A 24638-nucleotide genomic window follows, 5' to 3' on the forward strand; every position below is an offset into this window, starting at 1 on the left:
CGTGGCAGACCACACCTTCGATCTCGTCGTGCTCGGCGGCGGCAGCGGAGGCTACGCGGCAGCGCTGCGCGCAGCCGAGCTCGGCTCCCGGGTCGCGCTCATCGAGAAAGGCAAGGTCGGCGGCACCTGCCTTCACCGCGGCTGCATCCCGACGAAGGCGCTGCTGCACAGCGCCGAGATCGCCGACTCCGCGCGCGATGCGGAGAAGACCGGCGTGCTGGCGACCTTCGAGGGCATCGACCCCGAGAGGCTCGCCGCCTACCGCGACGGCGTCGTCGCCAGGAAGTACAAAGGACTGCAGGCGCTCATCCGCGCCCGCGGCATCACCGTCGTCGAAGGGTTCGGGCGCCTGGTCTCCGGCACGACGGTCGCTGTCGGCGACGACGTCTACGAGGGACGCAACGTCGTGCTCGCGACCGGCGCTTCCGCTCGGACGCTTCCCGGGCTCGAGATCGGCGGCCGCGTGATCACGAGCGACGAGGCGCTGCAGCTCGACCACGTACCGGCCTCGGTCGCGGTGCTCGGCGGCGGGGTGATCGGCGTCGAGTTCGCGAGCCTCTGGCGATCGCTCGGCGCGGAGGTCACCATCATCGAGGCGCTGCCGCATCTGCTCCCCCTCGAGGACGAGGCGATCAGCAAGGGCCTGGAGAGGGCCTTTCGCCGCAGGGAGATCGACTTCCGCCTCGGCGTGCCGTTCCGCGGCGCCGAGCAGACGGATGCCGGCGTGACCGTGGCTCTTGAGAACGGTGACACGATCGAGGTCGAGCTGCTTCTCGTCGCGGTCGGGCGCGCGCCGGTCACCGGCGGCCTCGGTCTCGAAGAGCTCGGCGTCGAACTCGAGCGCGGTTTCGTCGCGACCGACGAACGGCTGCAGACATCCGTGCCAGGCCTGTACGCCGTCGGCGACATCGTCGCCGGCCCCCAGCTCGCGCACCGCGGCTTCCAGCACGGCGTGTTCGTCGCGGAGGAGATCGCGGGGCTCGCCCCCGCCGTCATCGGCGACGCGCTCATCCCGAAGATCGCGTACTGCAGCCCAGAGGTCGCCTCCGTCGGACTGAGCGAAGCCGCCGCGGTCGAGCGCTACGGCGCCGACGCGGTGAACGCCGTCTCGTCGTACGAGTACAGCCTTGCCGGCAACGCGCGCAGCGAGATCCTCGGCACGAACGGCGTCGTGAAGATCGTGCGTGTGGCTGGCGGCCCCGTCGTCGGCATCCATCTGCTCGGCGCACGAGTGGGCGAGCTCATCGGCGAGGCGCAGCTCGCCGTCGGGTGGGAGGCCCACCCGGAGGACGTCGCGCCGTTCGTCCACGCCCACCCGACGCAGAACGAAGCGCTGGGCGAGGCGTTCCTGAAGCTCGCAGGCAAGCCGCTGCACGCGCTGTGAGCCGGCCACTTGGCAATAAGCTAGTTCCGAACTGAAGGTCTAAGGAGACAGTCACATGAGCGAATCCGTCAGCCTCCCGGCACTCGGCGAGAGTGTTACAGAAGGCACGGTTACCCGCTGGCTCAAGAACGTCGGCGATCGTGTAGAGGTCGACGAGCCCCTGCTCGAGGTCTCGACCGACAAGGTCGACACCGAGATCCCCTCTCCGGTGGCAGGCGTCATCGAGGCGATCCTCGTGCAGGAGGACGAGACCGTCGAGGTCGGCACCGCGCTCGTGACCATCGGCGACGGCAGCGGCGCCGCCGCCCCGGCCGAGGCGGAGCCGGCCCCTGCTGCTGCGCCGGAGCCTGTCGCGCCCCCCGAGCCCGCACCGGCGCCCGAGCCCGTCGCGGCCCCCGCGCCTGAGCCTGTTCCCGCTCCCGAGCCTGTCCCGGCCCCCGCGGCCGCGCCCGCGGCTGTGGTCGCTCCGGAGCCCGTGGCGGCTCCCGCTGCTGCCGCGCCCGCTCCTCAGCCTGTTGCACCGGCTGCTCCTGCTGCCCCGGCTCCGGCCCCTGCAGCCGCGGCCCCTGCTGCGCCCGCCGCGGGCGGCGCCCACGCGGGCGGCGGCTACGTCACCCCGATCGTTCGCAAGATCGCGAGCGAGCAGGGCGTCGACCTCAACAGTGTGGCCGGCACCGGCGTCGGCGGTCGCATCCGCAAGGAGGACGTGCTCAACGCCGCCTCCGGTGCGAGCTCAGCGCCCGTCGCGGCTCCGGCTCCGGCTCCTGCTCCGCTCGAGGTCTCGCCGCTGCGCGGAAGCACCGTTGCGGCCACGCGCCTGACGAAGGTCATGTCGCAGCGCGCGGTCGAGTCGATGCAGCAGACGGCTCAGCTCACCACCGTCGTCAAGGTCGACGTCACCAAGGTCGCCGCGCTGCGAGACAGGGTGAAGGCCGACTTCCAGGCCAAGACCGGAAACAAGCTGTCCTTCCTGCCGTTCTTCGCCAAGGCGGCGCTTGAGGCGCTGCAGGTCTACCCGATCATCAACTCGACGTTCGACGGTGAGAACATCACCTACCCCGCCACCGAGAACCTCGCGATCGCCGTCGACACCGACCGCGGCCTGCTCACGCCGGTGATCAAGGACGCCAGCTCGCTTGACATCGCCGGCCTCGCCGCGCAGATCGCCGACCTCGCCGGCCGCACGCGCGACAACAAGCTGAAGCCCGACGAGCTCGCCGGCGGCACGTTCACGCTGACCAACACCGGGTCGCGCGGCGCGCTGTTCGACACTCCGGTCGTGTTCCTGCCGCAGTCCGCGATCCTCGGCACGGGCATCGTCGTCAAGGAGCCGACCGTCATCAAGGCCGACGGCCAGGATGTCATCGCGATCCGCTCGATCGTCTATCTCGCCCTGTCGTACGACCACCGCACCATCGCGGGGGCAGACGCTGCGCGCTACCTGGGCGCTGTCAAGGCCCGTCTCGAGCAGGCGGCCTTCGAGGGCGACCTCGGCATCTAGGGACGTCAGTTCTCATACAGCTGTCTCAGCTTCCACCCGGCCTCGGTCCTCATCAGCAGGGCCGAGGCCGGCGCCGTACCCGGGTCGTTCGGAGTCAGTGCGATGAGTGCTGAATCGCCGGTGCGTTCGAGCAGTGAGGGCGTAAGCCCGGCGAGCGGGCGCGCAGGCCGATCGAGGGCGGATGCCTGCCCGTCCGCGACGCGCGCCAAACAGACCGCCCGCCCGTCGCCCCTCACGTCCAGGCATCCGTCGCGCTGTGCGAGCAGGACGGAGGCCGCGGCAACCGGATCAGCGCCGAACAGGGCGGCGTCGTGCGCGGCCGTCGGAGCGGTGCTCGGCGTCGTGCGCGCATCAGACCGCACCGCGGCGCCGCCGCCTGCGCGCGGTGGCGCCGCGGGCGCAGTGGCGTCGCCGGGCAGAAGCGCGACAGCGACGAACGTCAGCGCCGCGGCAGCAGCGCCGGCGATGAGCAGAAGTCGACCGCGGCCGTGAATGCGGCCGAGGACCTCTGCGGTGCGTGCGCGCAGCCGCGCCAGCGGTCCGGCGAGCAGGGCGGCCGGCCCGGCGTCGAACGCTTCGATCAGAATCGAGCCGCTCGGGCGGCGGTGCGCCGCGCTCACCCGTCGCTCGCCGAGCGGTGACTGCGCTGTCTCGTGGTGGGCGGCGGGTGCGCCGGAGAGCTGCACGGGTTCGGGCTCGGCGAGCTCGAACAGCGCCGCTTCGAGCCGGTCGACGGTCTGCTCGTTCTCGCCTGCGGTGAGGGTGGCCAGCGCGAGGCCCAGACCGACCTGGGCGGGCCCGAGTGCGCCGCCTGCTCGTCCGTGCGCGATGAGCCCGAGCCGGTCAGCCAGGTCTGCGACCGCGCGCCAGTCGTCAGCCGTTCCCTGCGCGCCGGCGAGGACGATCTCGCGCACATCGTCGAGCCCGAGAATCAGGGGCGTGCCGGCGTGGTCGAAGCGCACGAGCCCCGCGTCGAGCGCGACGCAGCAGAACCCTGCGGAGTGCAGGGCGGCGACGGCGCGCGCGGCGCTGATCACGATCGTGACCGCCTCGCCGGCCGGCAGCCGGCGGCGCCGCGCGAGCACGTCGGCGAGCGCCGGCCCGGCGACTTCGTGCAGCTGCAACTCGCGCCGCTCCCCCAGCACCGTCACATCGAGCACCCGGGGAAGATGCGCGGACTCGCTCGCGATCAGCGCGGCGGCCCGTCGGCCGAACGCGACTGCGTCAGAGGCGACCGCGGCCGAAGCATCCGTCATGCCGCTCATCCTGCTGGCCCGCGGCTGACCCGGAACCGCCAGAGCCCGGCAGAAGTGGACAACCCCCGGTACAACGGCCCTGTGCTGTGCGAGTGCACCCCCTTGGCATAGGCTGGCGGGACAACTTCAGACCACCGACGTAGGGAAATCCTCCGACATGATCGAGTACCGCGTCACGGGACTAAGCGCCAATTCCGTGCCGTATCTCGAAGCCCTCGAACTCCAGCGTGAGACCCACGCTGCCGTGGTTCGCGGGGCGGCGCCCGACACCGTTCTGCTGCTTGAGCACCCGTCCGTGTTCACGGCCGGCAAGCGCACAGAGGCCTCTGAGCGGCCGACAGACGGCACGCCCGTGATCGACGTCGATCGCGGCGGCAAGATCACCTGGCACGGCCCGGGGCAACTGGTCGGCTACCCGATCATGCGTCTCAAGGAGCCCGTCGACGTGGTCGCGTTCGTCCGCCGCCTCGAGCAGCTGATGATCGACGTCATCGCCGAGTTCGGCGTGGACGGGCATCGCGTCGAAGGTCGCAGCGGCGTGTGGGTGAGCCAGACGACGGATGCCGGCGAGCAGGCCCCCGATGCCAAGATCGGTGCGATCGGCCTGCGCGTCGCCGAGGGCGTCACCATGCATGGCTTCGCGCTGAACTGCTCGAACAGCCTCGACGCCTACGAGCAGATCGTCGCATGCGGCATCCGCGACGCCGGCGTCACCACGATCACGCGCGAGCTCGCGCGTCGCGGCGACGCGACGGTGGTCGACCCCACCGCCGTCGTGCCCGTGCTGACGCGCGTCTTCGACCGGGTGCTCGGCGAGCAGGCGGTGCTCGCATGACCGCCGTCAACATCTCGAACGGCGCCGGCCCCGCGCACGACACGAGCGGGCGCAAGCTGCTGCGCCTCGAGGCGCGCAACGCGCAGACCCCGATCGAGAAGAAGCCCGACTGGATCAAGACGCGGGCGAAGATGGGCCCCGAATACCGCCAGCTGCAGAACCTCGTGAAGAGCGAGCAGCTGCACACGGTGTGCCAGGAAGCCGGCTGCCCGAACATCTTCGAGTGCTGGGAGGACCGGGAGGCGACCTTCCTCATCGGCGGCTCCGCCTGCACCCGTCGCTGCGACTTCTGCCAGATCGACACCGGCAAGCCGGCGGACTACGACCGCGACGAGCCGCGACGGGTCGCGGAGTCCGTCGCCCAGATGGAGCTGCGCTACGCGACCGTCACGGGCGTCGCGCGCGACGATCTCGACGACGAGGGCTCCTGGCTCTACGCCGAGACGATCCGCGAGATCCACCGCCAGGCGCCCGGCGTCGGCGTCGAGATCCTCGTCCCCGACTTCTCGGGCAACCCGCGACACCTCGGCGAGGTATTCGGCGCGCAGCCCGAGGTGTTCGCGCACAACGTCGAGACGGTGCCGCGCATCTTCAAGCGCATCCGCCCCGCGTTCCGCTACGAGCGCTCGCTCGACGTGCTGACGCAGGCCAAGACCGCAGGCATGATCACGAAGTCGAACCTCATCCTCGGCATGGGCGAGGAGCCCGACGAGGTGCTGCATGCCCTCGAGGACCTGCACAACGCGGGTACCGATCTGATCACGATCACGCAGTACCTGCGCCCCTCCCCACGTCATCTTCCGGTGGCGCGCTGGGTCAAGCCGGAGGAGTTCGTCGACTTCGAGCAGGCCGCACGCGAGATCGGATTCCTGGGGGTCATGTCGGGCCCTCTCGTGCGCTCTTCGTACCGCGCAGGACGCCTCTGGGCGCAGGCCCGCGAGGCGCTCTCACAGCGTGTTGCCTGAACGGGTTCAGGTAATCTCTAGACATGGCACGAACCAGCTCCTCCGCCGCGACGCCGGCCGCAGAACCCGGCCGCATCCGGCAGATGTGGGACGTCTTCCAGATGACCCGCAAGTACGACAAGCAGGCGCTTCCGCTGATGATCGGCGGATTCCTGCTTCCGGTCGTCATCGGCGTGGTGCTCGCGCTCCTGCTGTCGCCCGGCGTCCTTTCGAGGATCCTCTGGATCGTCGCGGGCGTGCTCGGCGGCGTGCTGCTCGCCACGGTCATCCTCGGCCGCCGCGCTGAGGGCGCTGCGTACTCGCAGATCAACGGCCAGCCGGGCGCCGTGGGCGCCGTGCTGCGCTCGTCGCTCAAGCGCGGCTGGCGCGGCAGCGAGATGCCTGTCGCGGTCAACAGCAAGACGCGCGACGCCATCTATCGCGCCGTCGGCCGCGGGGGCGTGGTGCTGATCAGCGAGGGCCCCAAGTCGCGGACCGGGCGGATGCTTGACGAAGAGCGTCGCAAGATCGCCCGTACCGTGCCGAACGTCGCGGTGACGACGCTCAGCGTGGGCCCCGACGTCGACTCGGTGCCGCTGCGCAAGGTCGCTTCTGCGCTCGCGAAGATCAAGCCGTCGCTGACCAAGTCCGAAGTGCAGGCGGTCGACAACCGCCTCTCGTCGCTGCAGGCGCCGATGCCGATCCCGAAGGGCGTTGACCCGAACCGCGTTCGCGCCCCGCGTCAGCCCCGTTAGGAGCGCACCAGCACGGTTCCCGCGATCTTGTCGTGGAAGCCGCGGTGGTCGGAGTCCCAGACCAGCGCAGGGAAGACGATCATGAGCAGCACGCTGCGCACGATCGGGCGCCAGAAGGCGGGCTGCGAGCCGGGCAGCGCCGAGAGCCGCAAGCCCGCGATGCGATGGCCGATCGAGCCGCCCAGAGCCCAGATCGAGACGATCTGCAGCACGGCGAAGATGGGGTAGACCGTCCAGCCGCCGTAGTGGCGCGTGATCAGCCACGAGATGACGGACGCGATCGCCCAGTCGATGCAGAGCCCGATGATGCGCCGACCGAGGCGCCCGACCGAGCCCATCCCGTCCTCAGGGAGCCCCAGTCTTTCGCCAGGAAAGTTGCTCGGTGCAGCATCCGCAGTTCTCGAACTCACGCGTCAATCCTAGGAACTCGGGCCTGATAGCCTGCCACGTAACAGGCCGGAAACATTTGCGTCACTGCAGAGAAACCGCCTGGCCATACCCTGCAAGCAGGTCGCGCTCGCGCCCTTCCCGTCAGCCTTTTGGAGCCTGAATGTTCAAGGATTCATCCGAGGTGCTGAAGTTCATCAAGGACGAAGACGTCAAGTTCCTTGATATCCGCTTCACCGACCTCCCCGGTGTGCAGCAGCACTTCAACATCCCCGCATCGACCGTCGACGAGGAGTTCTTCACCGTCGGCCAGCTGTTCGATGGCTCGTCGATTCGTGGGTTCGCGAACATCCACGAGTCCGACATGCAGCTGATCCCCGACGTGACCACGGCGTACGTCGACCAGTTCCGTGCGGAGAAGACGCTGATCATGGTCTTCGACATCTACAACCCGCGCAACGGGGAGATCTACTCGAAGGACCCGCGTCAGGTCGCGAAGAAGGCGGAGAAGTACCTCGCGTCGACGGGTATCGCGGACACGGCATTCTTCGCCCCCGAGGCGGAGTTCTACATCTTCGACGATGTCCGCTACGAGGTGAAGCAGAACGGCGCGTTCTTCCACGTCGACTCCGAGGAGGGCGCCTGGAACTCGGGCCGTGTCGAAGAGGGCGGGAACCTCGGCAACAAGACCCCGTACAAGGGCGGCTACTTCCCCGTCTCCCCCGTGGACAAGCAGGCCGACCTGCGCGATGACATCTCGCTGAAGCTGATCGAGGCGGGCCTCATCCTCGAACGCGCCCACCACGAGGTCGGCACCGGCGGCCAGGCGGAGATCAACTACCGCTTCGACACCATGGTGCACGCCGCCGATGACATCCTGAAGTTCAAGTACATCGTGAAGAACACGGCCGAGTTGTGGGGCAAGACCGCCACGTTCATGCCCAAGCCCCTCTTCGGCGACAACGGCTCGGGCATGCACACGCACCAGTCGCTGTGGAACGGCGGCACGCCGCTGTTCTACGACGAGGCCGGCTACGGTGGCCTGTCCGACATTGCCCGCTGGTACATCGGCGGCCTGCTCGCGCACGCCCCGGCGCTGCTGGCGTTCACGAACCCGACGGTGAACTCGTACCACCGCCTGGTGCCGGGCTTCGAGGCTCCCGTCAACCTGGTCTACTCGGCGGGCAACCGCTCGGCGGCGATCCGCATCCCGATCACGGGTACGAACCCGAAGGCCAAGCGCATCGAGTTCCGTGCGCCGGATGCGTCGGGCAACCCGTATCTTGCGTTCGCGGCGCAGCTGATGGCGGGCCTGGACGGAATCCAGAACCGCATCGAGCCGCACGAGCCGGTCGACAAGGACCTGTACGAACTCCCCCCGGAGGAGGCGAAGCTGATTCCGCAGGTTCCCGGCTCGCTGGAGGCCGTGCTGGACGCGCTCGAGGCTGACCACGAGTTCCTCACCAAGGGTGGCGTGTTCACCGAGGAGCTCATCGAGACCTGGATCGAGTACAAGCGCGAGAAGGAGCTCAAGCCCCTCGCCCAGCGCCCCCACCCCTTCGAGTTCGAGCTGTACTACGGCGTCTGATCTGCTGACAGAGTCTACGAAGAAGGCCCCCGCCATCGGCGGGGGCCTTCTTCATAGACGGCCCTTTTCTCGATAAATATGGACTAAGCGTTCATTTTGTGATTATATGGACGTATCGTTCAATTACGGATGATGGTCAGGAAAGGACATTCACCATGAACAGCACCCCCACCGCCGACCGTGTCGCTCTCGTCACCGGCGGCTCCGGTGGCATCGGCAAGGCCGTTGTGGAGAAGCTCGTCTCCGACGGCTTCGCCGTGGCCGTGCACTACGCAGGCAACCAGGCCAAGGCCGACGCGATCGTCGCCGACATCACCTCGGCCGGCGGCAAGGCCATCTCGGTCGGTGGCGACGTCGCGGACGAGAACGCCATGGCACAGGCGTTCGACGCGGTCGAGGCGGCCTTCGGCGGCATCGACGTCGTCGTGAACACGGCGGGCATCATGATCCTGTCCCCGATCGCAACGCTGAAGCTCGAGGACCTGGACCGGATGCACCGCACCAACATCCGCGGCACCTTCGTCGTCTCGCAGCTCGCGGCCAACCGGCTGCGCGCAGGCGGTGCGATCGTCAACTTCTCCACCACGGTGACCCGCACCTCCTTCCCCACGTACGGCGCCTATGTCGCGAGCAAGGCTGCAGTGGAGGGCATCACGCTGATCCTCGCTCGCGAGCTGCGCGGCAAGGACATCACGGTCAACGCTGTGGCCCCCGGGCCCACCGCGACCGCGCTGTTCCTGGACGGCAAGGACGAGGCGACGATCGCGAACCTCTCCAAGGCCGCCCCGCTCGAGCGCCTCGGCCGGCCCGAGGACATCGCCGAGACGGTCGCGTTCCTCGCAGGCCCTGCCCGCTGGGTCAACGGCCAGGTCATCTTCGCCAACGGCGGCCTCGCGTAGGCATCCGCCGCCGCATCGACTGAGATCGAAAGAAGCGCAATCATGAGCAATATCGCCGTCATCACGGGCGCCTCGAGCGGCTTCGGGGCCCTCACCGCCCGCACCCTGGCGCTGGCGGGCAACACCGTCTACGCCGGCATGCGCGAGACCACCGGCCGCAACGCCCCGCAGGTCCAGGCCGTCGCGGACTTCTCGAAGGAGAACGGTGTCGACCTGCGGGCCATCGAGATGGACGTCAACGATCAGGCATCCGTGAATGCCGCCATCGCGCAGGTCGAGGCCGAGCACGGCCGGATCGATGTGCTGATCCACAACGCCGGCCACATGGTCGTCGGCCCGGCCGAGGCCTTCACCCCCGAGCAGCTCGCCGAGCTGTACAACGTTAACGTGCTGTCGACCCAGCGGGTGAACCGCGCGGCGCTGCCCGGCATGCGCCACCGCGGCGCGGGCCTTGTGATCTGGGTCTCCTCGTCGTCCGTCAAGGGCGGCACTCCGCCGTACCTGTCGCCGTACTTCGCGGCGAAGGCCGGCATGGACTCGCTCGCCGTGTCCTACGCGGCCGAGCTCGCCCGCTGGGGCGTGGAGACCTCGATCGTCGTCCCCGGCTCGTTCACGAACGGCACGAACCACTTCGCCCACTCGGGCCGGCCGCAGGACTCCGCGGTCGAGGCCGAGTACGAGACGAAGTACGCCGGGCTGATGGAGCAGGTGAGCGAGAAGCTCGCCGCGCTGGCCCCGGCCGACGCCGACGCCTCGATGGTCTCCGACGAGATCGCCCGTATCGTCGCGCTGCCCGAGGGCGAACGCCCGTACCGCGTGCACATCGACCCCGCGAACGATGGCTCGGAAGAGGTCTCCGAGGTCGCCGACCGCATCCGCACCGAGTTCCTCACCCGCGTCGACCTCGCCGACCTGCTCACCGTCGCCAAGTAGGCCGAGAGGGCGCCTTCCGAAGGGAAACTGAACACCATGAGCATTGAACTTCCCGCAGCGATCGCCGCCTTCATCGACGCGACCAACCGCGGCGACTCGGATGCCTTCGTGGCAGCGTTCACTCCAGACGCGCACCTCGACGACTGGGGCCGCGGCTTCGACGGCCACGCGGGCATCCTCGCCTGGGACCGCAGCGACAACATCGGCAAGCGCTCTCACTTCGAGCTTGTGGACGCAGTCTCTGGCGACTCCCCGGACAGCTATCTCGTCACGCTGACGGTCAGTGGCGACGGCTACAACGGCACCGGCCCGATGCGCTTCGAACTGCGCGACGGGCTTATCGCCGCGCTGCTGATCAGCTGAGTCGATGCCGCGGTCGGATCGACCGCGCAACCTAGACTGTCCCGGAGCCCGACAGGAGCGACCCACCGTGTCCGAGAACCCGCAGACCGGCATCGAACTGCCGGATCCCCCGCTTGCGAACAGAGCGGCCGCGCCGCGCCGCGGCCGCGGCCGACGCCCCGCCGACGAAGTACGTGCCGACGTGCTGCGTACCGTCGGTGAGCTGTTGCTCGCAGAGGGACTTGCGGACTTCACGATCGAGCGGGTCGCACGCATGTCCGGCGTCAGCAAGACCACGATCTACAAGTGGTGGCCCTCCCGCGGCGCACTCGCCCTCGACGGCTACTTCCACGCCGTCGAGCCGGCACTCGCCTTCCCTGACACCGATGACATCCGTGCCGACCTCACCACGCAGCTCCACGCGTTCGGGCAGCTGGTCAGCGAGACCCCGGCTGGACGACTTCTGGCCGAGTTGATCGGTGCCGCGCAGACGGACGCCGAGCTCGCCGTCGCCTATCGTGCGCTCTACTCGTCAGAACGCCGACACCTCGCAGTGGTGCGGATGCAACGCGCCCAGACGGCGGGCCAGCTTCGCGTCGACGTCGACCCCCAGGTCGTCGTCGACCAGCTGTGGGGCGCCGTCTATCACCGCCTGCTCATTCCCGACGAGCCGATCACCCCGGGCTTCGTCGACGCGTTGCTCGACAACCTGCTCGACGGCATCCTCACCCCTCGGTACCGCCAACCGGCCACGGGCTACGACGCAGTGCCGTAGAAGCCGCGCTCGAACACGGCGCGGGCGCGGCGCGTGACGGCGAGATACTCCTCCTCCAGCCGGCTCGCCGAGCGGCGCGGGTAGCCCATCAGGCGCGCGACGCCGTCGAGCTGCACGCGGTCGAGCGGCAACACGTCTGACGTCTTGGCCGTCCATAGCGTCATCGCACTGCGCGCGCGGGAGGCGAACACCCACGCGGCCCGCAACCGCTCGGCATCCGCATCATCGACGAGCCCCGCGTCCACCGCAGCCTGCAGTGCGCCCAGGGTGGAGGTCGTGCGCAGCGCGGGCAGCCTCGCCGCGTTCTGCAGCTGGATCAGCTGCACGTACCACTCCACGTCGGAGAGCGAGCCGCGGCCGAGCTTGAGATGGCGCGCGGGGTCGGCGCCCTGGGGCAGCCGCTCCGACTCGACGCGCGCCTTGATGCGGCGGACCTCGCGCACCTCGGTAGGGCCGATGGATGCCGGGTAGCGCGTGCGGTCGGCGAGCCGTTCGAAGTCGGCGATCAGCGCGGCGTCGCCGGCCGCGCCCCTGCCGCGCAGCAGCGCCTGCGCCTCCCACGTGAGCGACCAGCGGGCGTAGTAGGCGGCGTATGCCTCGAACGAGCGCGCCACCGGTCCGTTGCGGCCCTCCGGCCGCAGGTCGAGGTCGAGGTCGAAGGGAAGCCGGGGGTCGTCGCTGAGGCGCTTCAGCTCTGCGGCGATGTGCAGGCCGGCCCTGCTCGCGGCCGGGGTCGTCTCGGGCGTGCGGAACACGTACATCACGTCGGCGTCCGAGCCGAAGCCGAGCTCGCGGCCGCCGAAGCGTCCCATCGCGATGATCGCGAACTCGAAGCCGTCTGGCTCGGTCGCGCTCTGCTCGCGGCGAATGGCCGCGAGCAGGCACTGCAGGAAGACATCCGTGATGTCGCTCAGCCCGCGCGAGACCTCGTCGATCGTCGTGACCCCGAGGATGCCGCCGATCGCGAGGCGGAGCACCCCGCGCCGCCTGGCCCAGATCATCGCGCCGGCGACGGAGTCGGCGTCTTCATGACGGCCGAGCACCGCGTCCCGCTCATCCTCGAGGGTGGCGCGCGGCCGCGGGCGCAGATCGTCGTCCGAGTCGAGCCACGCCACCGACTCGGGCAGCGAGCCGAGCAACTCGCCGACGAAGCGCGAGCCGGACAGCAGCCGCGTGAGACGCTGCGCCGCTCCCGAGGAATCGCGCAGCATCCGCAGGAACCAGTGGTGGTCGCCCAGCTGATCGGACAGCCGGCGGAAGGTGAGCAGGCCGTAGTCGGGGTCGGCGCCGTCGGCGAACCACTGCAGCATCACGGGAAGCAGGTTGCGCTGGATCGTCGCCGCGCGCGAGACGCCCTCGGTGAGCGCACCGATGTGGGCGAGGGCGCCGCGCGGGTCGCGGAACCCGATCGCGGCGAGCCGCGCCTGCGCCTGCTCGGGCGAGAGCGCGCGCTCGCCCATGAGCACGTCCTCGGTCGGCAGGGCCGCGACGGCGGAGAGCAGCGGGCGGTAGAACAGTCGCTCATGCAGCCCACGCACGCGCCGCTTGATGTCGGCCCACCGCTCGACCAGCTCGGCTGCGGTGCCGGCGAGGCCCGTTGCGCGCGCGAGCACGCGCTGCGCGTCCTCGTCCTTCGGCATCAGGTGGGTGCGTCGCAGCCGGCTGAGCTGCACGCGGTGCTCCAGCAGCCGCAGCGTGCGATAGTCGTCGGCGAACTCGGCGCCCGCATCGCGCCCGACGTAGCCGCCGGCCACCAGCGAGGCGAGCGCGGGCAGGGTGGCGGACTGGCGAACGGATGCGTCGACGTGCCCGTGCACGAGCTGCAGCAGCTGCACCGTGAACTCGATGTCGCGTAGGCCGCCCGGGCCGAGCTTGAGCTCCCAGTCGACCTCTTCAGGAATGATGTGCTCGATGACGCGCTCGCGCATGCGCTGAACCGAGTCGACGAAGCCGTCGCGCTCCGCGCTCTTCCACACCTGGGGCGACAGCGCAGCGCTGTACCGTCGACCCAGTTCGAGGTCGCCCGCGAGCGGGCGCGCCTTCAGCAGCGCCTGGAACTCCCAGGTCTTCGCCCAGCGGTCGTAGTACGCGATGTGCGACTCCAGCGAGCGCACCAGCACGCCGTCCTTCCCCTCTGGCCTGAGGTTCGCGTCGAGCTGCCACAGCGACGGCTCGATCGCAGGGGCATCCGTGCCCCTCATCGTCAGCACGGCGAGGCGGGTGGCGATGTCGACCGAGCCCTCCGACACGAAGATGACGTCGACATCGCTCACGTAGTTAAGCTCGCGCGCCCCGGCCTTGCCCATGCCGATGACGGCGAGCCCGGTCGCCTCGACCTGCTCGAGCGGGTACTTGCCCGGGCCCCTGCCGATTGTGCCGGCACGCGCGACGGCGAGCGATGCCTCGACCGCGGCGCCCGCAAGGTCGGACAGCGACGCGGCGACGGCGTCGAGTCCCGCGACGGGATCCGCTTGGTCGAGGTCGAAGCTCGCGATCTGCAGCAGGCGGCGCCGATAGCGGCGGCGGAACGCAGACCAGCCCTCTTCGTCGGTCAGCTCGGCGATGGGCGCGGATGCTTTCGGGTCGGCCCCTACCGACTCGAGCAGGTCGGCTCGCAGCTCGTCAGCACCAGGCAGGCTTCTGACGCGCGCGTCGAGAGCCGAGAGCTCCGCCGGATGGCGCATGAGGAACTCCCACAGCCCCTCGCTCGCACCGACGACCCGGGCGAGCCGGGCGGCCCTGGCAGGGTCCTCGCGATGCGCGCCGACCTGCTCAGGCGCGCGGCGCGCCAGCGAGAGCAGTCGCTCGAGCGCCGCGTCGGGGTCGGCGACGCGCCGGAACAAGGCCAGGGCCGAACTGGCGGCCAGCCCGCCGAGCTCCTCGAACTCGGCGAGTCGCGCGCGCACCGCCGACAGCTCGGTGAACCCGGCGCGCGCGAGCGCGGTCAGCGACAGCGGCTCATCGACGCGCATGCGGGCTCGCCAGGGACGCGGCTAGAGCAGCTCGAGGTTCGAGCGAAGCTCCCACGGGGTGACCTGGGCGCGGTAGCCCACCCACTCCTGGCGCTTGTTGCGCAGCACGTTCTCGAAGACCTGCTCGCCGAGGGTCTCGGCTGCGAGCTCCGAGCTCTCCATCAGGCGGATCGCCTCATCGAGGTTCGACGGCAGCGCCTCGTAGCCGAGAGCCTTGCGCTCGGCATCCGTCAACGACCACACGTCCTCCGTCGCCTCGGGCGGAAGCTCGTAGTCCTCCTGAATGCCCTTGAGACCGGCGGCCAGCATCAGCGAGTAGGCGAGGTAGGGGTTCGCGGCAGAGTCGATCGCGCGGTACTCTATGCGTGCGCTCTGGCCCTTGTTGGGCTTGTAGAGCGGGACGCGCACAAGCGCGGAGCGGTTGTTGTGGCCCCAGCTGACATAGCTCGGCGCCTCGTCCCCTGACCACAGGCGCTTGTACGAGTTGACGAACTGGTTCGTGACCGCGCTGATCTCCGGCGCGTGCCGCAGCAGGCCGGCGATGAACTTCCGGGCGGTCTTCGACAGCTGGTACTGCGCCCCGGCCTCGTAGAACGCGTTCGCGTCGCCCTCGAAGAGCGACATGTGCGTGTGCATGCCGCTGCCGGGGTGGCCGGCCAGCGGCTTCGGCATGAAGGTGGCGTAGACGCCCTGCTCGATCGCGACCTCTTTCACGACCGTGCGGAAGGTCATGATGTTGTCGGCCATGGTGAGCGCGTCGGCGTAGCGCAGGTCGATCTCGTTCTGACCCGGGCCCGCCTCATGGTGGCTGAACTCCACCGAGATGCCGAGGTCCTCGAGCATGCGCACCGCGCGGCGGCGGAAGTCGTGCGCCGTGCCGCCCGGCACGTTGTCGAAGTAGCCGGCCGAGTCGACGGGCTCGGGGCCGCCATCGCCGAAACGGGCCGACTGGAGCAGGTAGAACTCGATCTCGGGGTGCGTGTAGAACGTGAAGCCCGCCTCGGCCGCCTTCTCGAGCGTGCGCTTCAGCACGTTGCGCGGGTCGGCGACAGCGGGCTCGCCGTCGGGCGTCGTGATGTCGCAGAACATGCGGGCGGTCGGGTCGATCTCGCCGCGCCACGGCAGGATCTGGAACGTCGTGGGGTCGGGGTGGGCGAGCAGATCCGATTCGTACGCGCGCGTCAGCCCCTCGATCGCGGAGCCGTCGAACCCGAGACCCTCGGTGAACGCGCCCTCGACCTCGGCGGGCGCGAGCGCCACCGACTTGAGCGTGCCGACGACGTCGGTGAACCAGAGGCGCACGAACTTGACGCCGCGCTCCTCGATGGTGCGCAGAACGAAGTCCCGCTGCTTGTCCATGGACATAGGGTCCCTTCCCTTCCGTCATCAGGCTAGTGGATGCGGCTACCTACACTGAGTGCATGACACAGGAGAACTCCGCGTCGTCACCCATGCGCGAAGAGGCGCCGTACGGCGGGGCGCCGCAGAACCTCAAACGGGTCCGCACCAGGCACTTCCTGAATGCCAAGAAGAACGGCATCAAGATCACGGGGCTCACGAGCTACGACCAGCTCACGGCCCACATCTTCGACGACGCGGGCATCGACTTCCTGCTCGTCGGGGATTCGGCGGCGAACAACGTGCTCGGCTACGAGACGACTCTGCCCGTCACCGTCGACGAGCTGATCCCGCTGGTGCGAGCCGTCGCTCGGGCGGCATCCCGCGCCCTGGTCGTCGCAGACATGCCGTTCGGCTCCTACGAGACGAGCGTCAACGACGCGGTGCACACCGCCATCCGCATGATGAAAGAGACCGGCGCGCACGCCGTGAAGCTCGAGGGCGGCGTGCGGTCGGCCGAGCAGATCCGGCACATCGTCGACGCCGGCGTCCCCGTGATGGCGCACATCGGCTTCACTCCGCAGAGCGAGCACCAGCTGGGCGGTCACGTGATCCAGGGCCGCGGCTCAGGTGAGGACCAGCTGCTCGCCGACGCGAAGGCGATCGAGGCGGCAGGAGCGTTCGCCGTGGTGCTCGAGATGGTGCCGGCGGATGCTGCGGCCAAGGTCACCGCGGCCCTGTCGATCCCGACGATCAGCGTGGGCGCCGGGCCGCACTGCGACGGGCAGCTGCTCGTGTGGACGGACTGGGCGGGGCTCACACAGGGCCGCATCCCCAAGTTCGTGCGGCAGTACGCGCAGATCGGTCAGGCGCTGCACGACGCGGCGACCGCCTGGAAGGCGGACGTGGAGCAGGGCGAGTACCCCGGGCCGGAGAACAGCTACTGAGCCGGCTGGCTAGTCGTCCTCTTCCGCCCACTTGGCGCTGTTCTCACGCAGCTTGTCCCACGCGTGCTCTGCGCCCTCCTTCGTATCGAAGGGGCCGATCCGATCGGCGGACGGTGAGAGCAGTCCGTGCTCGACCGCGCCCGTCTTGGCGTTGTACCACCACTTGCTCTCGAGATTCGGGACGGCCGCATCGCTCATAGGCTTGATCGTATGCCTAAGGATTCCGCCGGTCACCTCGTTCCCGGCCGCATCTCGCCCCGCCGCCCGGTCCCGCAGGGAATCGACCGCCCCGAGTACGTCGGCAAGCCGAACCCCGAGAAGAACACACGCGGCGACGTGTACTCGCCGCGTGAGCTCGAGCTGATCCGCGAGTCCGGGCGCATCGCCGCCCAGGCCATCGAGCTGGTCGGCGCGCACATCAAGCCCGGTGTCACGACAGACGAGCTCGACCGCATCGGCCATGAGTTCATCGTCGAGCACAACGCCTACCCGTCGACGCTCGGCTACCGCGGGTACCCCAAGTCGCTGTGCTCGTCGCTCAACGAGGTCATCTGCCACGGCATCCCCGATGACACGGTGCTCGCAGAGGGCGACATCGTGAACATCGACATCACCGCGTTCAAGAACGGGTTCCACGGCGACAGCAACCAGACCTTCGTCGTCGGCGCGGCCGAGCAGGAGGTCGTGGACCTCGTCGACCGCACCCGTGAGGCCCTGAACCGCGGCATCAAGGCGGTCGCGCCCGGCCGCCAGGTGAACGTCATCGGCCGCGCGATCGAGGCCTACGCGAAGCGCTTCGGCTACGGAGTGGTGCGCGACTTCACGGGGCACGGGGTCGGCCGCTCGTTCCATTCCGGCCTGATCATCCCCCACTACGACTCCGCGCCCCTCTACGACACCGTCATGGAGCCCGGCATGGTCTTCACGATCGAGCCGATGCTCACGCTCGGCGGCATCGCGTGGGACATGTGGGACGACGACTGGACCGTGACGACGCGCGACAAATCGATCACCGCCCAGTTCGAGCACACCCTCGTGGTCACCGAGCGCGGCGCCGACATCCTGACGCTGCCCTAGCGATACCCTGTCGCCATGACGACGACGGCAGTTGGCATCGACATCGGCGGCACAGGCATCAAGGGGGGCATCGTCGATCTGGCGACAGGCGCGCTCGTCTCACCACGGGTGAAGCTGCCCACGCCAGACGGCGGCAAGCCCGACGACATCGCCGAGACCACCAAGCAGGTGCTCGAGCAGCTCGAGGCAGACCCGTCGCTGCCGATCGGCATCGACTTCCCCGCCGTCGTGCTGCACGGCAAGACCATGTCGGCGGCGAACGTCTCCAAGAAGTGGATCGGCTTCGAGGCCGAGAAGTTCTTCGAGAAGACCCTCAGCCGGCCGATCCTGTTCGTGAACGACGCCGACGCCGCCGGTTTCGCCGAGACGGAGTACGGCGCGGCCAAGGGGCGCACGGGCGTCGTGATGCTGACGACGCTCGGCACGGGCATCGGGTCCGCGCTCATCGTCGACGGATTCCTCGTGCCGAACACCGAGCTCGGCCACCTCGAGATCGACGGCCACGACGCGGAGTCGAAGGCGGCGTATTCCGCCAAGGAGCGCGAGGATCTCAGCTGGGAGAAGTGGGGCAAGAGGCTCACGAAGTACTACTCGACGCTCGAGAAGCTGTTCTCGCCCGACCTGTTCATCGTCGGCGGCGGCGTCAGCAAGCACTTCGACGAGTGGGGCCATTTCGTCGACATCACGACCGAGATGATCCCGGCGCAGTTCCTCAACAACGCGGGCATCCTCGGCGCCGCGGCCCTCGCCGCCAAGAAGCACTCGTAGGGGGAATGGGCCGGCTGATACGCCGGGTTCTGTTCGGAATCGCGTTTCCCGCGGATTCCTGGACGGCCATCTCTCTCGGCGACACGTTGCCGCGCCGCTCCAGCGGTCTACCCGGGGACGAGACGAGCAGTCTCATGGTCCCCTGTCTGACCTTGCTCCGGGCGAGGTTTGCCGAGCCGGCCGGGTCACCCCGGTCGCTGGTGGGCTCTTACCCCACCGTTTCACCCTTACCTCAGGTCTGACGACGAGAGGCGGTCTGTTCTCTGTGGCACTGTCTCGCGGGTTGCCCCGGGTGGGTGTTGCCCACCGCCCTGCTCTGCGGAGCCCGGACGTTCCTCGGCAGCCCGAAGGCTGACGCGACCGTCTTGCCGACCCATTCCTCAGGGAAGAGTCTACGAGTTGTCGTCCCTGATCAGGATCGCGCCGGAGTCGCTGTCGACGAGCACCTCATCGGGCGCCGCCGCCCGCGCTGCGGCGAGGTCGTTCGGGGACAGCGTGAGGTTCGTCCCCAGGTTCACTCCCCCGCGCACGGCCGCCGCGCCGATGCCGTAGCGCGTGCGCTGGCGCTCGTAGAGATCGAGCAGGTCCTGCGGGACGCCCTGCGCGACGACCATGCGATCGGCGCGCGCGTCATCGCGCTCGCGCTCGAAGCGCGTGATCTCCTCGTCGCGTGCGGTGGTGAGCGAGTCGACGGATGCCGCGAGCTGCTCCTGTTCCCCCCGGATCCCGACGAGCTCCCGCTCGGCCTCCTCCGCGCGCTCCATGACCTCGAGCTCTGCGTCCTCGAGGGTCGAACGCCGGCGCTTCAGCGAGGTGATCTCGGCTTCCAGCCCCTCGATGTCCTTCGCGGAAGCTGAGGACTGCAGGCGCTGCTCGTCTCGGGTGAGGCGCTGCTCGACGACCGCGATGTCGGACTCGAGCCGCTGCTGCTCCGCCTTGGCATCCTCAAGGCGCCCTGTCGCCTCGACGAGCCGCGCCCGCAGTTGCTCGGCCTGCGGCTGCAGCTCGGCCAGCTGCTTGTCCTGCGGCAGGTTCTTCAGGCTGTGCGCGACTCGCGCGAGCCGGTTGTCCTGCTCCTGCAGGCGCAGCAGCTCCTTCTGATGGGCGGGCGTAGCTTTCATGTGTCCCTTCAAGAGTGCGTCGTCAGCGGACGATCGCGAAGTCCCACGGGTCCGTGCGGACCTCGCTGACGGTGACGGACGCCTCGGGCAGCGCTTGTTGCAGCTGCGCCGCGGCGGTGTCGAGCCAGAGCCACTCGCTGGCCCAGTGCGAGACGTCGATGAGCGCAGGACCCGCGCCGAGCAGGTGCTGCTCCCGCGCCTCCGACGCGGGGTGATGGCGCAGATCTGCGGTGATGTAGACGTCGGCGCCGACGACCTCCGGGTTACCGAGGAGCGAGTCGCCGGCTCCCCCGCAGACAGCGACTCGACGCACCTGGCGCTCATATTCCCCCGCCACCCGGACGCCGCCCGCGGTCGCCGGCAGCAGCTCGGCCACGGCGCGCGCGAGGTGACCGAGAGTGCTGCTCTCCGCGAGTTCGCCCACTCGTCCGATACCGGTCCCCGGCGTGGCGGACGGCTCGATGGGGCGGATGCCGGTGAGCCCGAGCTTCTCGGCGAGGACCGCGCTCGTGCCGTCGGCCACGACGTCGGCGTTGGTGTGCGCCGAGAGCAGCGCGGTGCCCGAGCGGATCAGCTTCGCGAGCACCGAGCCCTTGTAGTGCGTCTCGGCGACCGACTTCACGCCGAACAGCAGCAGCGGGTGGTGGGCGATGACGAGGTCGGCGCCGGCGGCGATCGCCTCGTCGAGGGAGTCGGCGACGGCGTCGACCACGAGGTGGATCGAGGCGACGCTCTGGCTCGGCGAGCCGGTCACGAGTCCCGGCGCGTCCCACCCTTCCGCGCCGGCCGTCGGCCAGAGCCGCTCGGCTTCGGCGAGCACGTCGGAAAGGGCGTACGGCATGCCTGCCAGCCTACCGGCGACCGAAGGGCCAGAACCGGCGCTTCGGCTTCCCTGCAGACTGATCGTCGGCGAGCGTGGCGGGCTCGTGCTCCGCAGTGGACGGGGGCGGCGCGCTCGGCATCGGTGCGGGCGTCTCGACGCCGACGAGATCGTCGATGCCGTCGAGCTCGTCGAGCTCTTCCGTCGAGCCGCTCGGCTCCGGCACGGGAACAGTCGAGATGAGCGGCGGCGAGGCGGGCGGATCCTCGACCCTCGCAGGCGCAGCCTGCGCCGGCATCGCGAAGACGGGACCCGTCTCGTCCATGCGCTCGGCCGAGAACACGGCGAACACCTTGGTCGAGACATCGGTGAACTCCGAGGCGGCCTGCGCGTCGAAGGCCGCTGTGACCGCAGCAGGGTCGACCCACGCGCTGAAGCCGGGCGCGGGCTCGAGCGGCGGGCGCGCGGGAATCGACCAGTCGACCTCGTCGGGGTCGGCCCGCTCAGGCTCAGCCTCAGGCTCAGCCTCGTGCTCGGGTGCCGGCTTTGGCTCGGCCCCGCTCGCAGCCCCAGAATCAGGCTCAGCCCCAGCGGAAACGGTCCACCGCGTCTCCGGCGGCGCCTGCTCTGCCTGCGCCATTCGCGCGCCGTGCGCGGCGAGGAGCTCGGGCGACACGATCGGGATGTGCCCGGTGCGCTCGATCAGCAGTTGTTCGAGTTCGTCGATGGCACCGAGGGTGTCGCCGGTGCGGTCGAGGCGTCGGGTGATCGCGGTGACTTCAGGGTCGTCGTCGTCGACGCCCCCGTCGCCGGAGTGCGACACGCCGCCTCCGTTGCCGCCTTTTTGCACGTGACCAGCCTATCGGTCAGGCATCCGAGTGGCCCTGGGGCACTGCCGCGCGCGCACCCGCGCGCGCCGTAACCTTGGTGTCGTGGGTGCGCTGATCGAGACTCCGTACGAAGACCTGCTGCGAGACGTCATGGCGACGGGCGCGCACAAGAGCGACCGCACCGGCACCGGCACGCGCAGCGTGTTCGGCCGCCAGCTGCGCTTCGACCTGTCAGAGGGCTTCCCGCTCATCACGACGAAACGGGTGCACTTCAAGTCGATCGCCTACGAGCTGCTCTGGTTCCTGCGGGGCGAGAGCAATGTCGGCTGGCTGCGTGAGCACGGGGTCACCATCTGGGACGAATGGGCGGATGCCGCGGGCGAGCTCGGCCCCGTCTACGGCGTGCAGTGGCGGTCGTGGCCGACGCCCGACGGCCGGCACATCGACCAGATCGCCCAGGTGATCGAGCAGCTGAAGACCACGCCAGACTCGCGGCGCATCATCGTCAGCGCCTGGAACGTCGGCGAGCTCGGCGAGATGGCGCTGATGCCCTGCCACGCGCTCTTCCAGTTCTACGTCGCCGACGGCAAGCTCAGCTGCCAGCTTTACCAGCGCAGCGCCGACCTGTTCCTCGGCGTGCCGTTCAACATCGCGAGCTACGCGCTGCTCACCCACCTGGTGGCGCAGCAGACCGGACTCGAGGTGGGCGACTTCGTGTGGACGGGCGGCGACTGCCACATCTACGACAACCACGTCGATCAGGTCACCGAGCAGCTCACGCGCGACCCGTTCTCGTACCCGACCCTCAAGCTGAACCGGAGGCCGGACTCGATCTTCGACTACTCGTACGAGGATTTCGAGGTCGTCGACTACCGGCACCACCCGGCGATCCGCGCCGCGGTCGCAGTGTGAGCCCAGTGCCCGCTCCGCTCGCGCTGATCTGGGCGCAGACGACGGCGGGGGTGATAGGCGGTGACGGCGACATCCCCTGGCACATCCCCGGCGAGCAGCGCCGCTTCAAGGAGCTGACGCTCGGCGGCACGGTGATCATGGGTCGCAAGACCTGGGACTCACTGCCCGAGCGAGTTCGCCCGCTGCCCGGTCGCGACAACATCGTCGTCACCCGCGACCCGGGCTTCGACGCGCCCGGCGCGACCGTCGTGCACTCGGTCGACGAAGCGCTCGCGGCCGCAGACCCCGGCAAGCAGGCGTGGTGCATGGGCGGCGGCCAGCTCTACGCCCAGACCATCGCGCTCGCGACGCGGCTCGAGGTCACCGAGGTCGACATCGACGCCCCCGGCGACGCGTTCGCCCCGCCGATCGGGGAAGACTGGCTGCGGGCGTCAGTCGAGCCGGACTCGGGCTGGAACCAGAGCCCGAGCGGAGTGCGCTACCGCTTCGCGAGCTACTTGCGGTAGCCGGTGGAGCCCATCGCGAAGGCGGCCACGAGGCCGAGCACGGTGCCAACCAGGGCGATGAGACCGACAACGGACCAGAGCACAGCTTCGACCATGTCATCAGTATCTCAGACAGCTTGACGTGAGCGTGCGCGCGGCGGTTGAGTGACGACATGACGGATGCTGCCGGGAAGCGTGTTTACGAGGTCGACGAGGTCGTACTGGGGTGGAAGCCATCCGAGGCTGCGGACGCAGCGCTCGACTGGGTTCTGCAGCGCATCGACAGACTGGCCGCCCCGCTCACGCTGCTCACCGTGCTCGACGCGAAGAAGAGCTATGACGCCGCGCAGCGCGCGCAGATCCAGAGCGACGCCGAGGGCGTCGCGGCAGAGGTGCGGGCGAAGCATCCGTCGATCCAGGTCACCACGCAGCTCGTGGAAGGCGACCCGCCCCAGGTTCTCGCGGGTCTCACGAGCCCTGAGAAGCTCGTGGTCGTGGGCACCGACCGGCGCCGCGGCCTGTCGCTGCGCTACGCGTTCTCGTTCGGCGCGCGGCTCGCCGCCCGTGCCAAGGGCCCGGTGGCGCTGATCCCGCACGGTGAGGCAGAGCTCGGCACGGGGGTCGTCGTCGGCGTCGACGGCACGCCGGCCTCGCTGGCCGCGGCGCGCGTGGCCGCGCGCATCGCGCTCGCCCGCGGCAGCGAGGAGCTCGTCATCGTGCACGTCTGGCAGGAGCCGACGCCCTGGCAGGACGCCTACCTGCCGCCGGACGACGGCTTCCTCGAATCGCTGCAGAGGGTCCACCAGGACGTGCTCGACGAGTCGGTGGCGCAGTTCGCCGAGGACTGGCCGGAGCTCGTCATCACCAAGAAGCTCGTGCACGGCCTCGCGCCGTGGGGCCTCCTCGACCAGGCCGCTCGCGGCTCGCTGCTGGTGGTGGGCACGCGGTCCTCGCGCGGCATCCAGCGCTTCTTCCTCGGCTCGGTGAGCCACACCGTCGTGCTGAACCTCGAAGGCCCGACGATCGTCGTGCCGAACAAGTAGGCGTGCATGACCGCCCGCACCGATGCGCAGGACGACCTCCTCTCGATGCGGCACAAGCCGCTGCACCTGCTGAAGTACCTCGACGAGAACTCCGGACTGCCGGGGCCGCGCGCCAATCTGACACTGGTCGACGCATTCGCGGACGTCGCCCCCGAGGAGATCGTCTGGCAGCTGACCGGTTCGCCCGATGAATTCCGGCGGCTGTGCGCGACGGCAGCGCTCGGGCGCTTGTACCTCGAGCGACCTGATGACGAGGCCGTCGTGGCGCGTCTGACAGAACTGGCGGCCGACGACAGCTGGCGGGTGCGCGAGGGTGCGGCGATGGCGCTGCAGCGCGTCGGCGACGCGTCGACTGAGTTGTTGCTGAAGCTCGTCGACCGGTTCCTGGCCGGCCCGCCGCGCGTCGTGCGCGCCGCTATCGCCGGCATCTGCGAGCCACGCCTGCTTCGTGCGCCCGAGATGGCGGATGCCGCACTGACGGCGTGCCGCGCGGCGACCGACCGACTGCAGAGCGTCCCGTTCGAGCAGCGCCGGCATGAGGACGTGCGCACCCTGCGGCAGGCGCTCGGCTACTGCTGGAGCGTCGCGATCGCGGCAGCCCCCGAGCACGGCCTCGAGCTCTGGACCGAGCTCGAGGCGCGTGCGGCGACGGACGCAGACATCGCCTGGATCATCAACGAGAACCGCGCGAAGGCCAGGATGCAGCGACTGCTCACGCGCTAGCGG

At 69.5% G+C, this 24638-nt stretch carries 25 protein-coding genes and 1 other RNA gene; 17 read left to right on the forward strand and 9 right to left on the reverse strand.

What is annotated here, in order from left to right:
• The first annotated feature begins 1 nt into the window (after position 1).
• Both lpdA and sucB read left to right on the forward strand, forming a co-directional pair.
• The gene (lpdA, locus tag D7I44_RS16845) at positions 2 to 1384 is read left to right on the forward strand and encodes a dihydrolipoyl dehydrogenase (RefSeq protein WP_120790549.1); all 1383 of its coding nucleotides are present in this window, start codon (positions 2 to 4) and stop codon (positions 1382 to 1384) included.
• 55 nt (positions 1385 to 1439) lie between these two features.
• Positions 1440 to 2885 (forward strand): 2-oxoglutarate dehydrogenase, E2 component, dihydrolipoamide succinyltransferase, encoded by a 1446-nt coding sequence (gene sucB, locus D7I44_RS16850; protein WP_120790550.1) that lies wholly within the window; start codon positions 1440 to 1442, stop codon positions 2883 to 2885.
• A 5-nt stretch (positions 2886 to 2890) separates the two neighbouring features.
• On the opposite strand, the gene D7I44_RS16855 is transcribed toward sucB, so the two are convergent.
• Positions 2891 to 4141 (reverse strand): hypothetical protein, encoded by a 1251-nt coding sequence (locus D7I44_RS16855; protein WP_120790551.1) that lies wholly within the window; start codon positions 4139 to 4141, stop codon positions 2891 to 2893.
• A 157-nt stretch (positions 4142 to 4298) separates the two neighbouring features.
• Between D7I44_RS16855 and lipB the strand changes: the two genes are divergently transcribed.
• From lipB to D7I44_RS16870, 3 genes are read left to right on the forward strand one after another with little or no spacing between them, the layout of a single operon-like run.
• A complete protein-coding gene (gene lipB, locus D7I44_RS16860; protein WP_120790552.1) occupies positions 4299 to 4976 on the forward strand; it encodes a lipoyl(octanoyl) transferase LipB in 678 nt (225 codons plus the stop codon).
• Positions 4973 to 5941 carry a lipoyl synthase gene (gene lipA, locus D7I44_RS16865; RefSeq protein WP_120790553.1) on the forward strand — a complete coding sequence of 323 codons (969 nt, stop codon included), beginning with the start codon at positions 4973 to 4975 and terminating at the stop codon, positions 5939 to 5941. The genes lipB and lipA overlap by 4 nt, the downstream gene beginning before the upstream one ends.
• A 23-nt stretch (positions 5942 to 5964) precedes the next feature.
• Positions 5965 to 6675: a DUF4191 domain-containing protein gene (locus D7I44_RS16870; protein ID WP_120790554.1), complete on the forward strand. Its 711-nt coding sequence runs from the start codon at positions 5965 to 5967 to the stop codon at positions 6673 to 6675.
• Here the strand turns inward: D7I44_RS16870 and D7I44_RS16875 are convergent.
• Positions 6672 to 7085, reverse strand: coding sequence for an RDD family protein (locus D7I44_RS16875; RefSeq protein WP_245979772.1), 414 nt, complete (start codon positions 7083 to 7085; stop codon positions 6672 to 6674). The two genes, D7I44_RS16870 and D7I44_RS16875, sit on opposite strands and share 4 nt — an antisense overlap.
• A 140-nt stretch (positions 7086 to 7225) precedes the next feature.
• On the opposite strand from D7I44_RS16875, the gene glnA (D7I44_RS16880) reads away from it, so the two are divergent.
• The 5 genes from glnA (D7I44_RS16880) to D7I44_RS16900 all read left to right on the forward strand — a co-directional run bounded on the left by glnA (D7I44_RS16880) (position 7226) and on the right by D7I44_RS16900 (position 11599).
• Positions 7226 to 8650, forward strand: a complete 1425-nt coding sequence (gene glnA, locus D7I44_RS16880; protein WP_120790556.1) for a type I glutamate--ammonia ligase — start codon at positions 7226 to 7228, stop codon at positions 8648 to 8650.
• Between the two features lie 155 nt (positions 8651 to 8805).
• Entirely contained in the window at positions 8806 to 9549 is a 744-nt protein-coding gene (locus D7I44_RS16885) for an SDR family oxidoreductase (protein ID WP_120790557.1), read from the forward strand.
• 42 nt (positions 9550 to 9591) lie between these two features.
• Positions 9592 to 10482 carry an SDR family oxidoreductase gene (locus tag D7I44_RS16890; RefSeq protein ID WP_120790558.1) on the forward strand — a complete coding sequence of 297 codons (891 nt, stop codon included), beginning with the start codon at positions 9592 to 9594 and terminating at the stop codon, positions 10480 to 10482.
• 36 nt (positions 10483 to 10518) lie between these two features.
• Positions 10519 to 10845 carry a nuclear transport factor 2 family protein gene (locus D7I44_RS16895; protein ID WP_120790559.1) on the forward strand — a complete coding sequence of 109 codons (327 nt, stop codon included), beginning with the start codon at positions 10519 to 10521 and terminating at the stop codon, positions 10843 to 10845.
• 67 nt (positions 10846 to 10912) lie between these two features.
• Positions 10913 to 11599, forward strand: coding sequence for a TetR/AcrR family transcriptional regulator (locus tag D7I44_RS16900; RefSeq protein WP_245979773.1), 687 nt, complete (start codon positions 10913 to 10915; stop codon positions 11597 to 11599).
• Here the strand turns inward: D7I44_RS16900 and D7I44_RS16905 are convergent.
• Both D7I44_RS16905 and glnA (D7I44_RS16910) read right to left on the reverse strand, forming a co-directional pair.
• Positions 11581 to 14571 carry a bifunctional [glutamine synthetase] adenylyltransferase/[glutamine synthetase]-adenylyl-L-tyrosine phosphorylase gene (locus tag D7I44_RS16905; RefSeq protein WP_120790561.1) on the reverse strand — a complete coding sequence of 997 codons (2991 nt, stop codon included), beginning with the start codon at positions 14569 to 14571 and terminating at the stop codon, positions 11581 to 11583. The genes D7I44_RS16900 and D7I44_RS16905 overlap by 19 nt on opposite strands.
• Before the next feature lie 21 nt (positions 14572 to 14592).
• Positions 14593 to 15930, reverse strand: a complete 1338-nt coding sequence (glnA, locus tag D7I44_RS16910; RefSeq protein ID WP_120790562.1) for a type I glutamate--ammonia ligase — start codon at positions 15928 to 15930, stop codon at positions 14593 to 14595.
• A 62-nt stretch (positions 15931 to 15992) separates the two neighbouring features.
• On the opposite strand from glnA (D7I44_RS16910), the gene panB reads away from it, so the two are divergent.
• Positions 15993 to 16856, forward strand: a complete 864-nt coding sequence (panB, locus tag D7I44_RS16915) for a 3-methyl-2-oxobutanoate hydroxymethyltransferase (protein ID WP_220093794.1) — start codon at positions 15993 to 15995, stop codon at positions 16854 to 16856.
• A gap of 9 nt (positions 16857 to 16865) precedes the next feature.
• Here panB and D7I44_RS16920 read toward each other — a convergent pair whose 3' ends face one another.
• Positions 16866 to 17054 (reverse strand): SPOR domain-containing protein, encoded by a 189-nt coding sequence (locus D7I44_RS16920; protein WP_120790564.1) that lies wholly within the window; start codon positions 17052 to 17054, stop codon positions 16866 to 16868.
• A gap of 12 nt (positions 17055 to 17066) precedes the next feature.
• Between D7I44_RS16920 and map the strand changes: the two genes are divergently transcribed.
• Complete coding sequence (map, locus tag D7I44_RS16925; RefSeq protein ID WP_120790565.1) at positions 17067 to 17933, forward strand: type I methionyl aminopeptidase; 867 nt, start codon at positions 17067 to 17069, stop codon at positions 17931 to 17933.
• Positions 17934 to 17948: 15 nt separating this feature from the next.
• Positions 17949 to 18701: a polyphosphate--glucose phosphotransferase gene (ppgK, locus tag D7I44_RS16930; RefSeq protein WP_120790566.1), complete on the forward strand. Its 753-nt coding sequence runs from the start codon at positions 17949 to 17951 to the stop codon at positions 18699 to 18701.
• A 2-nt stretch (positions 18702 to 18703) separates the two neighbouring features.
• On the opposite strand, the gene rnpB is transcribed toward ppgK, so the two are convergent.
• The 4 genes from rnpB to D7I44_RS16950 form a co-directional block, all read right to left on the reverse strand.
• Positions 18704 to 19077, reverse strand: an RNA gene (rnpB, locus tag D7I44_RS16935) — RNase P RNA component class A.
• Positions 19078 to 19093: 16 nt separating this feature from the next.
• Positions 19094 to 19822: a zinc ribbon domain-containing protein gene (locus D7I44_RS16940; protein ID WP_120790567.1), complete on the reverse strand. Its 729-nt coding sequence runs from the start codon at positions 19820 to 19822 to the stop codon at positions 19094 to 19096.
• Positions 19823 to 19844: 22 nt separating this feature from the next.
• The gene (locus D7I44_RS16945; RefSeq protein WP_120790568.1) at positions 19845 to 20663 is read right to left on the reverse strand and encodes a Nif3-like dinuclear metal center hexameric protein; all 819 of its coding nucleotides are present in this window, start codon (positions 20661 to 20663) and stop codon (positions 19845 to 19847) included.
• Positions 20664 to 20673: 10 nt separating this feature from the next.
• On the reverse strand, positions 20674 to 21492 hold the full coding sequence (locus D7I44_RS16950) for a hypothetical protein (protein WP_162940344.1): 819 nt from the start codon (positions 21490 to 21492) through the stop codon (positions 20674 to 20676).
• 130 nt (positions 21493 to 21622) lie between these two features.
• On the opposite strand from D7I44_RS16950, the gene D7I44_RS16955 reads away from it, so the two are divergent.
• The 4 genes from D7I44_RS16955 to D7I44_RS16970 all read left to right on the forward strand — a co-directional run bounded on the left by D7I44_RS16955 (position 21623) and on the right by D7I44_RS16970 (position 24635).
• Positions 21623 to 22384: a thymidylate synthase gene (locus D7I44_RS16955; protein ID WP_245980342.1), complete on the forward strand. Its 762-nt coding sequence runs from the start codon at positions 21623 to 21625 to the stop codon at positions 22382 to 22384.
• 5 nt (positions 22385 to 22389) lie between these two features.
• Positions 22390 to 22890, forward strand: a complete 501-nt coding sequence (locus D7I44_RS16960; RefSeq protein ID WP_120790570.1) for a dihydrofolate reductase — start codon at positions 22390 to 22392, stop codon at positions 22888 to 22890.
• Positions 22891 to 23042: 152 nt separating this feature from the next.
• A complete protein-coding gene (locus tag D7I44_RS16965; protein WP_120790571.1) occupies positions 23043 to 23912 on the forward strand; it encodes a universal stress protein in 870 nt (289 codons plus the stop codon).
• 6 nt (positions 23913 to 23918) lie between these two features.
• Positions 23919 to 24635 carry a HEAT repeat domain-containing protein gene (locus D7I44_RS16970; protein WP_220093796.1) on the forward strand — a complete coding sequence of 239 codons (717 nt, stop codon included), beginning with the start codon at positions 23919 to 23921 and terminating at the stop codon, positions 24633 to 24635.
• The last annotated feature ends 3 nt before the right edge of the window (positions 24636 to 24638 follow it).

It is taken from the genome of Gryllotalpicola protaetiae (genome assembly GCF_003627055.1).
GTDB lineage: Bacteria > Actinomycetota > Actinomycetes > Actinomycetales > Microbacteriaceae > Gryllotalpicola > Gryllotalpicola protaetiae.

What these genes read in the sequence shown, in the direction of transcription:
- D7I44_RS16870 (WP_120790554.1), top strand. Translation starts at nt 5,965, where the DNA reads ATGGCACGAACCAGCTCCTCCGCCGCGACGCCGGCCGCAGAACCCGGC.
- D7I44_RS16965 (WP_120790571.1), top strand. Translation starts at nt 23,043, where the DNA reads ATGACGGATGCTGCCGGGAAGCGTGTTTACGAGGTCGACGAGGTCGTA.
- D7I44_RS16970 (WP_220093796.1), top strand. Translation starts at nt 23,919, where the DNA reads ATGACCGCCCGCACCGATGCGCAGGACGACCTCCTCTCGATGCGGCAC.
- D7I44_RS16905 (WP_120790561.1), bottom strand. Translation starts at nt 14,571, where the DNA reads ATGCGCGTCGATGAGCCGCTGTCGCTGACCGCGCTCGCGCGCGCCGGG.
- D7I44_RS16955 (WP_245980342.1), top strand. Translation starts at nt 21,623, where the DNA reads ATGGCGACGGGCGCGCACAAGAGCGACCGCACCGGCACCGGCACGCGC.
- sucB (WP_120790550.1), top strand. Translation starts at nt 1,440, where the DNA reads ATGAGCGAATCCGTCAGCCTCCCGGCACTCGGCGAGAGTGTTACAGAA.
- D7I44_RS16885 (WP_120790557.1), top strand. Translation starts at nt 8,806, where the DNA reads ATGAACAGCACCCCCACCGCCGACCGTGTCGCTCTCGTCACCGGCGGC.
- panB (WP_220093794.1), top strand. Translation starts at nt 15,993, where the DNA reads ATGACACAGGAGAACTCCGCGTCGTCACCCATGCGCGAAGAGGCGCCG.
- lipA (WP_120790553.1), top strand. Translation starts at nt 4,973, where the DNA reads ATGACCGCCGTCAACATCTCGAACGGCGCCGGCCCCGCGCACGACACG.
- ppgK (WP_120790566.1), top strand. Translation starts at nt 17,949, where the DNA reads ATGACGACGACGGCAGTTGGCATCGACATCGGCGGCACAGGCATCAAG.
- D7I44_RS16895 (WP_120790559.1), top strand. Translation starts at nt 10,519, where the DNA reads ATGAGCATTGAACTTCCCGCAGCGATCGCCGCCTTCATCGACGCGACC.
- glnA (WP_120790556.1), top strand. Translation starts at nt 7,226, where the DNA reads ATGTTCAAGGATTCATCCGAGGTGCTGAAGTTCATCAAGGACGAAGAC.
- D7I44_RS16920 (WP_120790564.1), bottom strand. Translation starts at nt 17,054, where the DNA reads ATGAGCGATGCGGCCGTCCCGAATCTCGAGAGCAAGTGGTGGTACAAC.
- map (WP_120790565.1), top strand. Translation starts at nt 17,067, where the DNA reads ATGCCTAAGGATTCCGCCGGTCACCTCGTTCCCGGCCGCATCTCGCCC.
- glnA (WP_120790562.1), bottom strand. Translation starts at nt 15,930, where the DNA reads ATGGACAAGCAGCGGGACTTCGTTCTGCGCACCATCGAGGAGCGCGGC.
- D7I44_RS16890 (WP_120790558.1), top strand. Translation starts at nt 9,592, where the DNA reads ATGAGCAATATCGCCGTCATCACGGGCGCCTCGAGCGGCTTCGGGGCC.
- D7I44_RS16940 (WP_120790567.1), bottom strand. Translation starts at nt 19,822, where the DNA reads ATGAAAGCTACGCCCGCCCATCAGAAGGAGCTGCTGCGCCTGCAGGAG.
- D7I44_RS16945 (WP_120790568.1), bottom strand. Translation starts at nt 20,663, where the DNA reads ATGCCGTACGCCCTTTCCGACGTGCTCGCCGAAGCCGAGCGGCTCTGG.
- lipB (WP_120790552.1), top strand. Translation starts at nt 4,299, where the DNA reads ATGATCGAGTACCGCGTCACGGGACTAAGCGCCAATTCCGTGCCGTAT.
- D7I44_RS16855 (WP_120790551.1), bottom strand. Translation starts at nt 4,141, where the DNA reads ATGACGGATGCTTCGGCCGCGGTCGCCTCTGACGCAGTCGCGTTCGGC.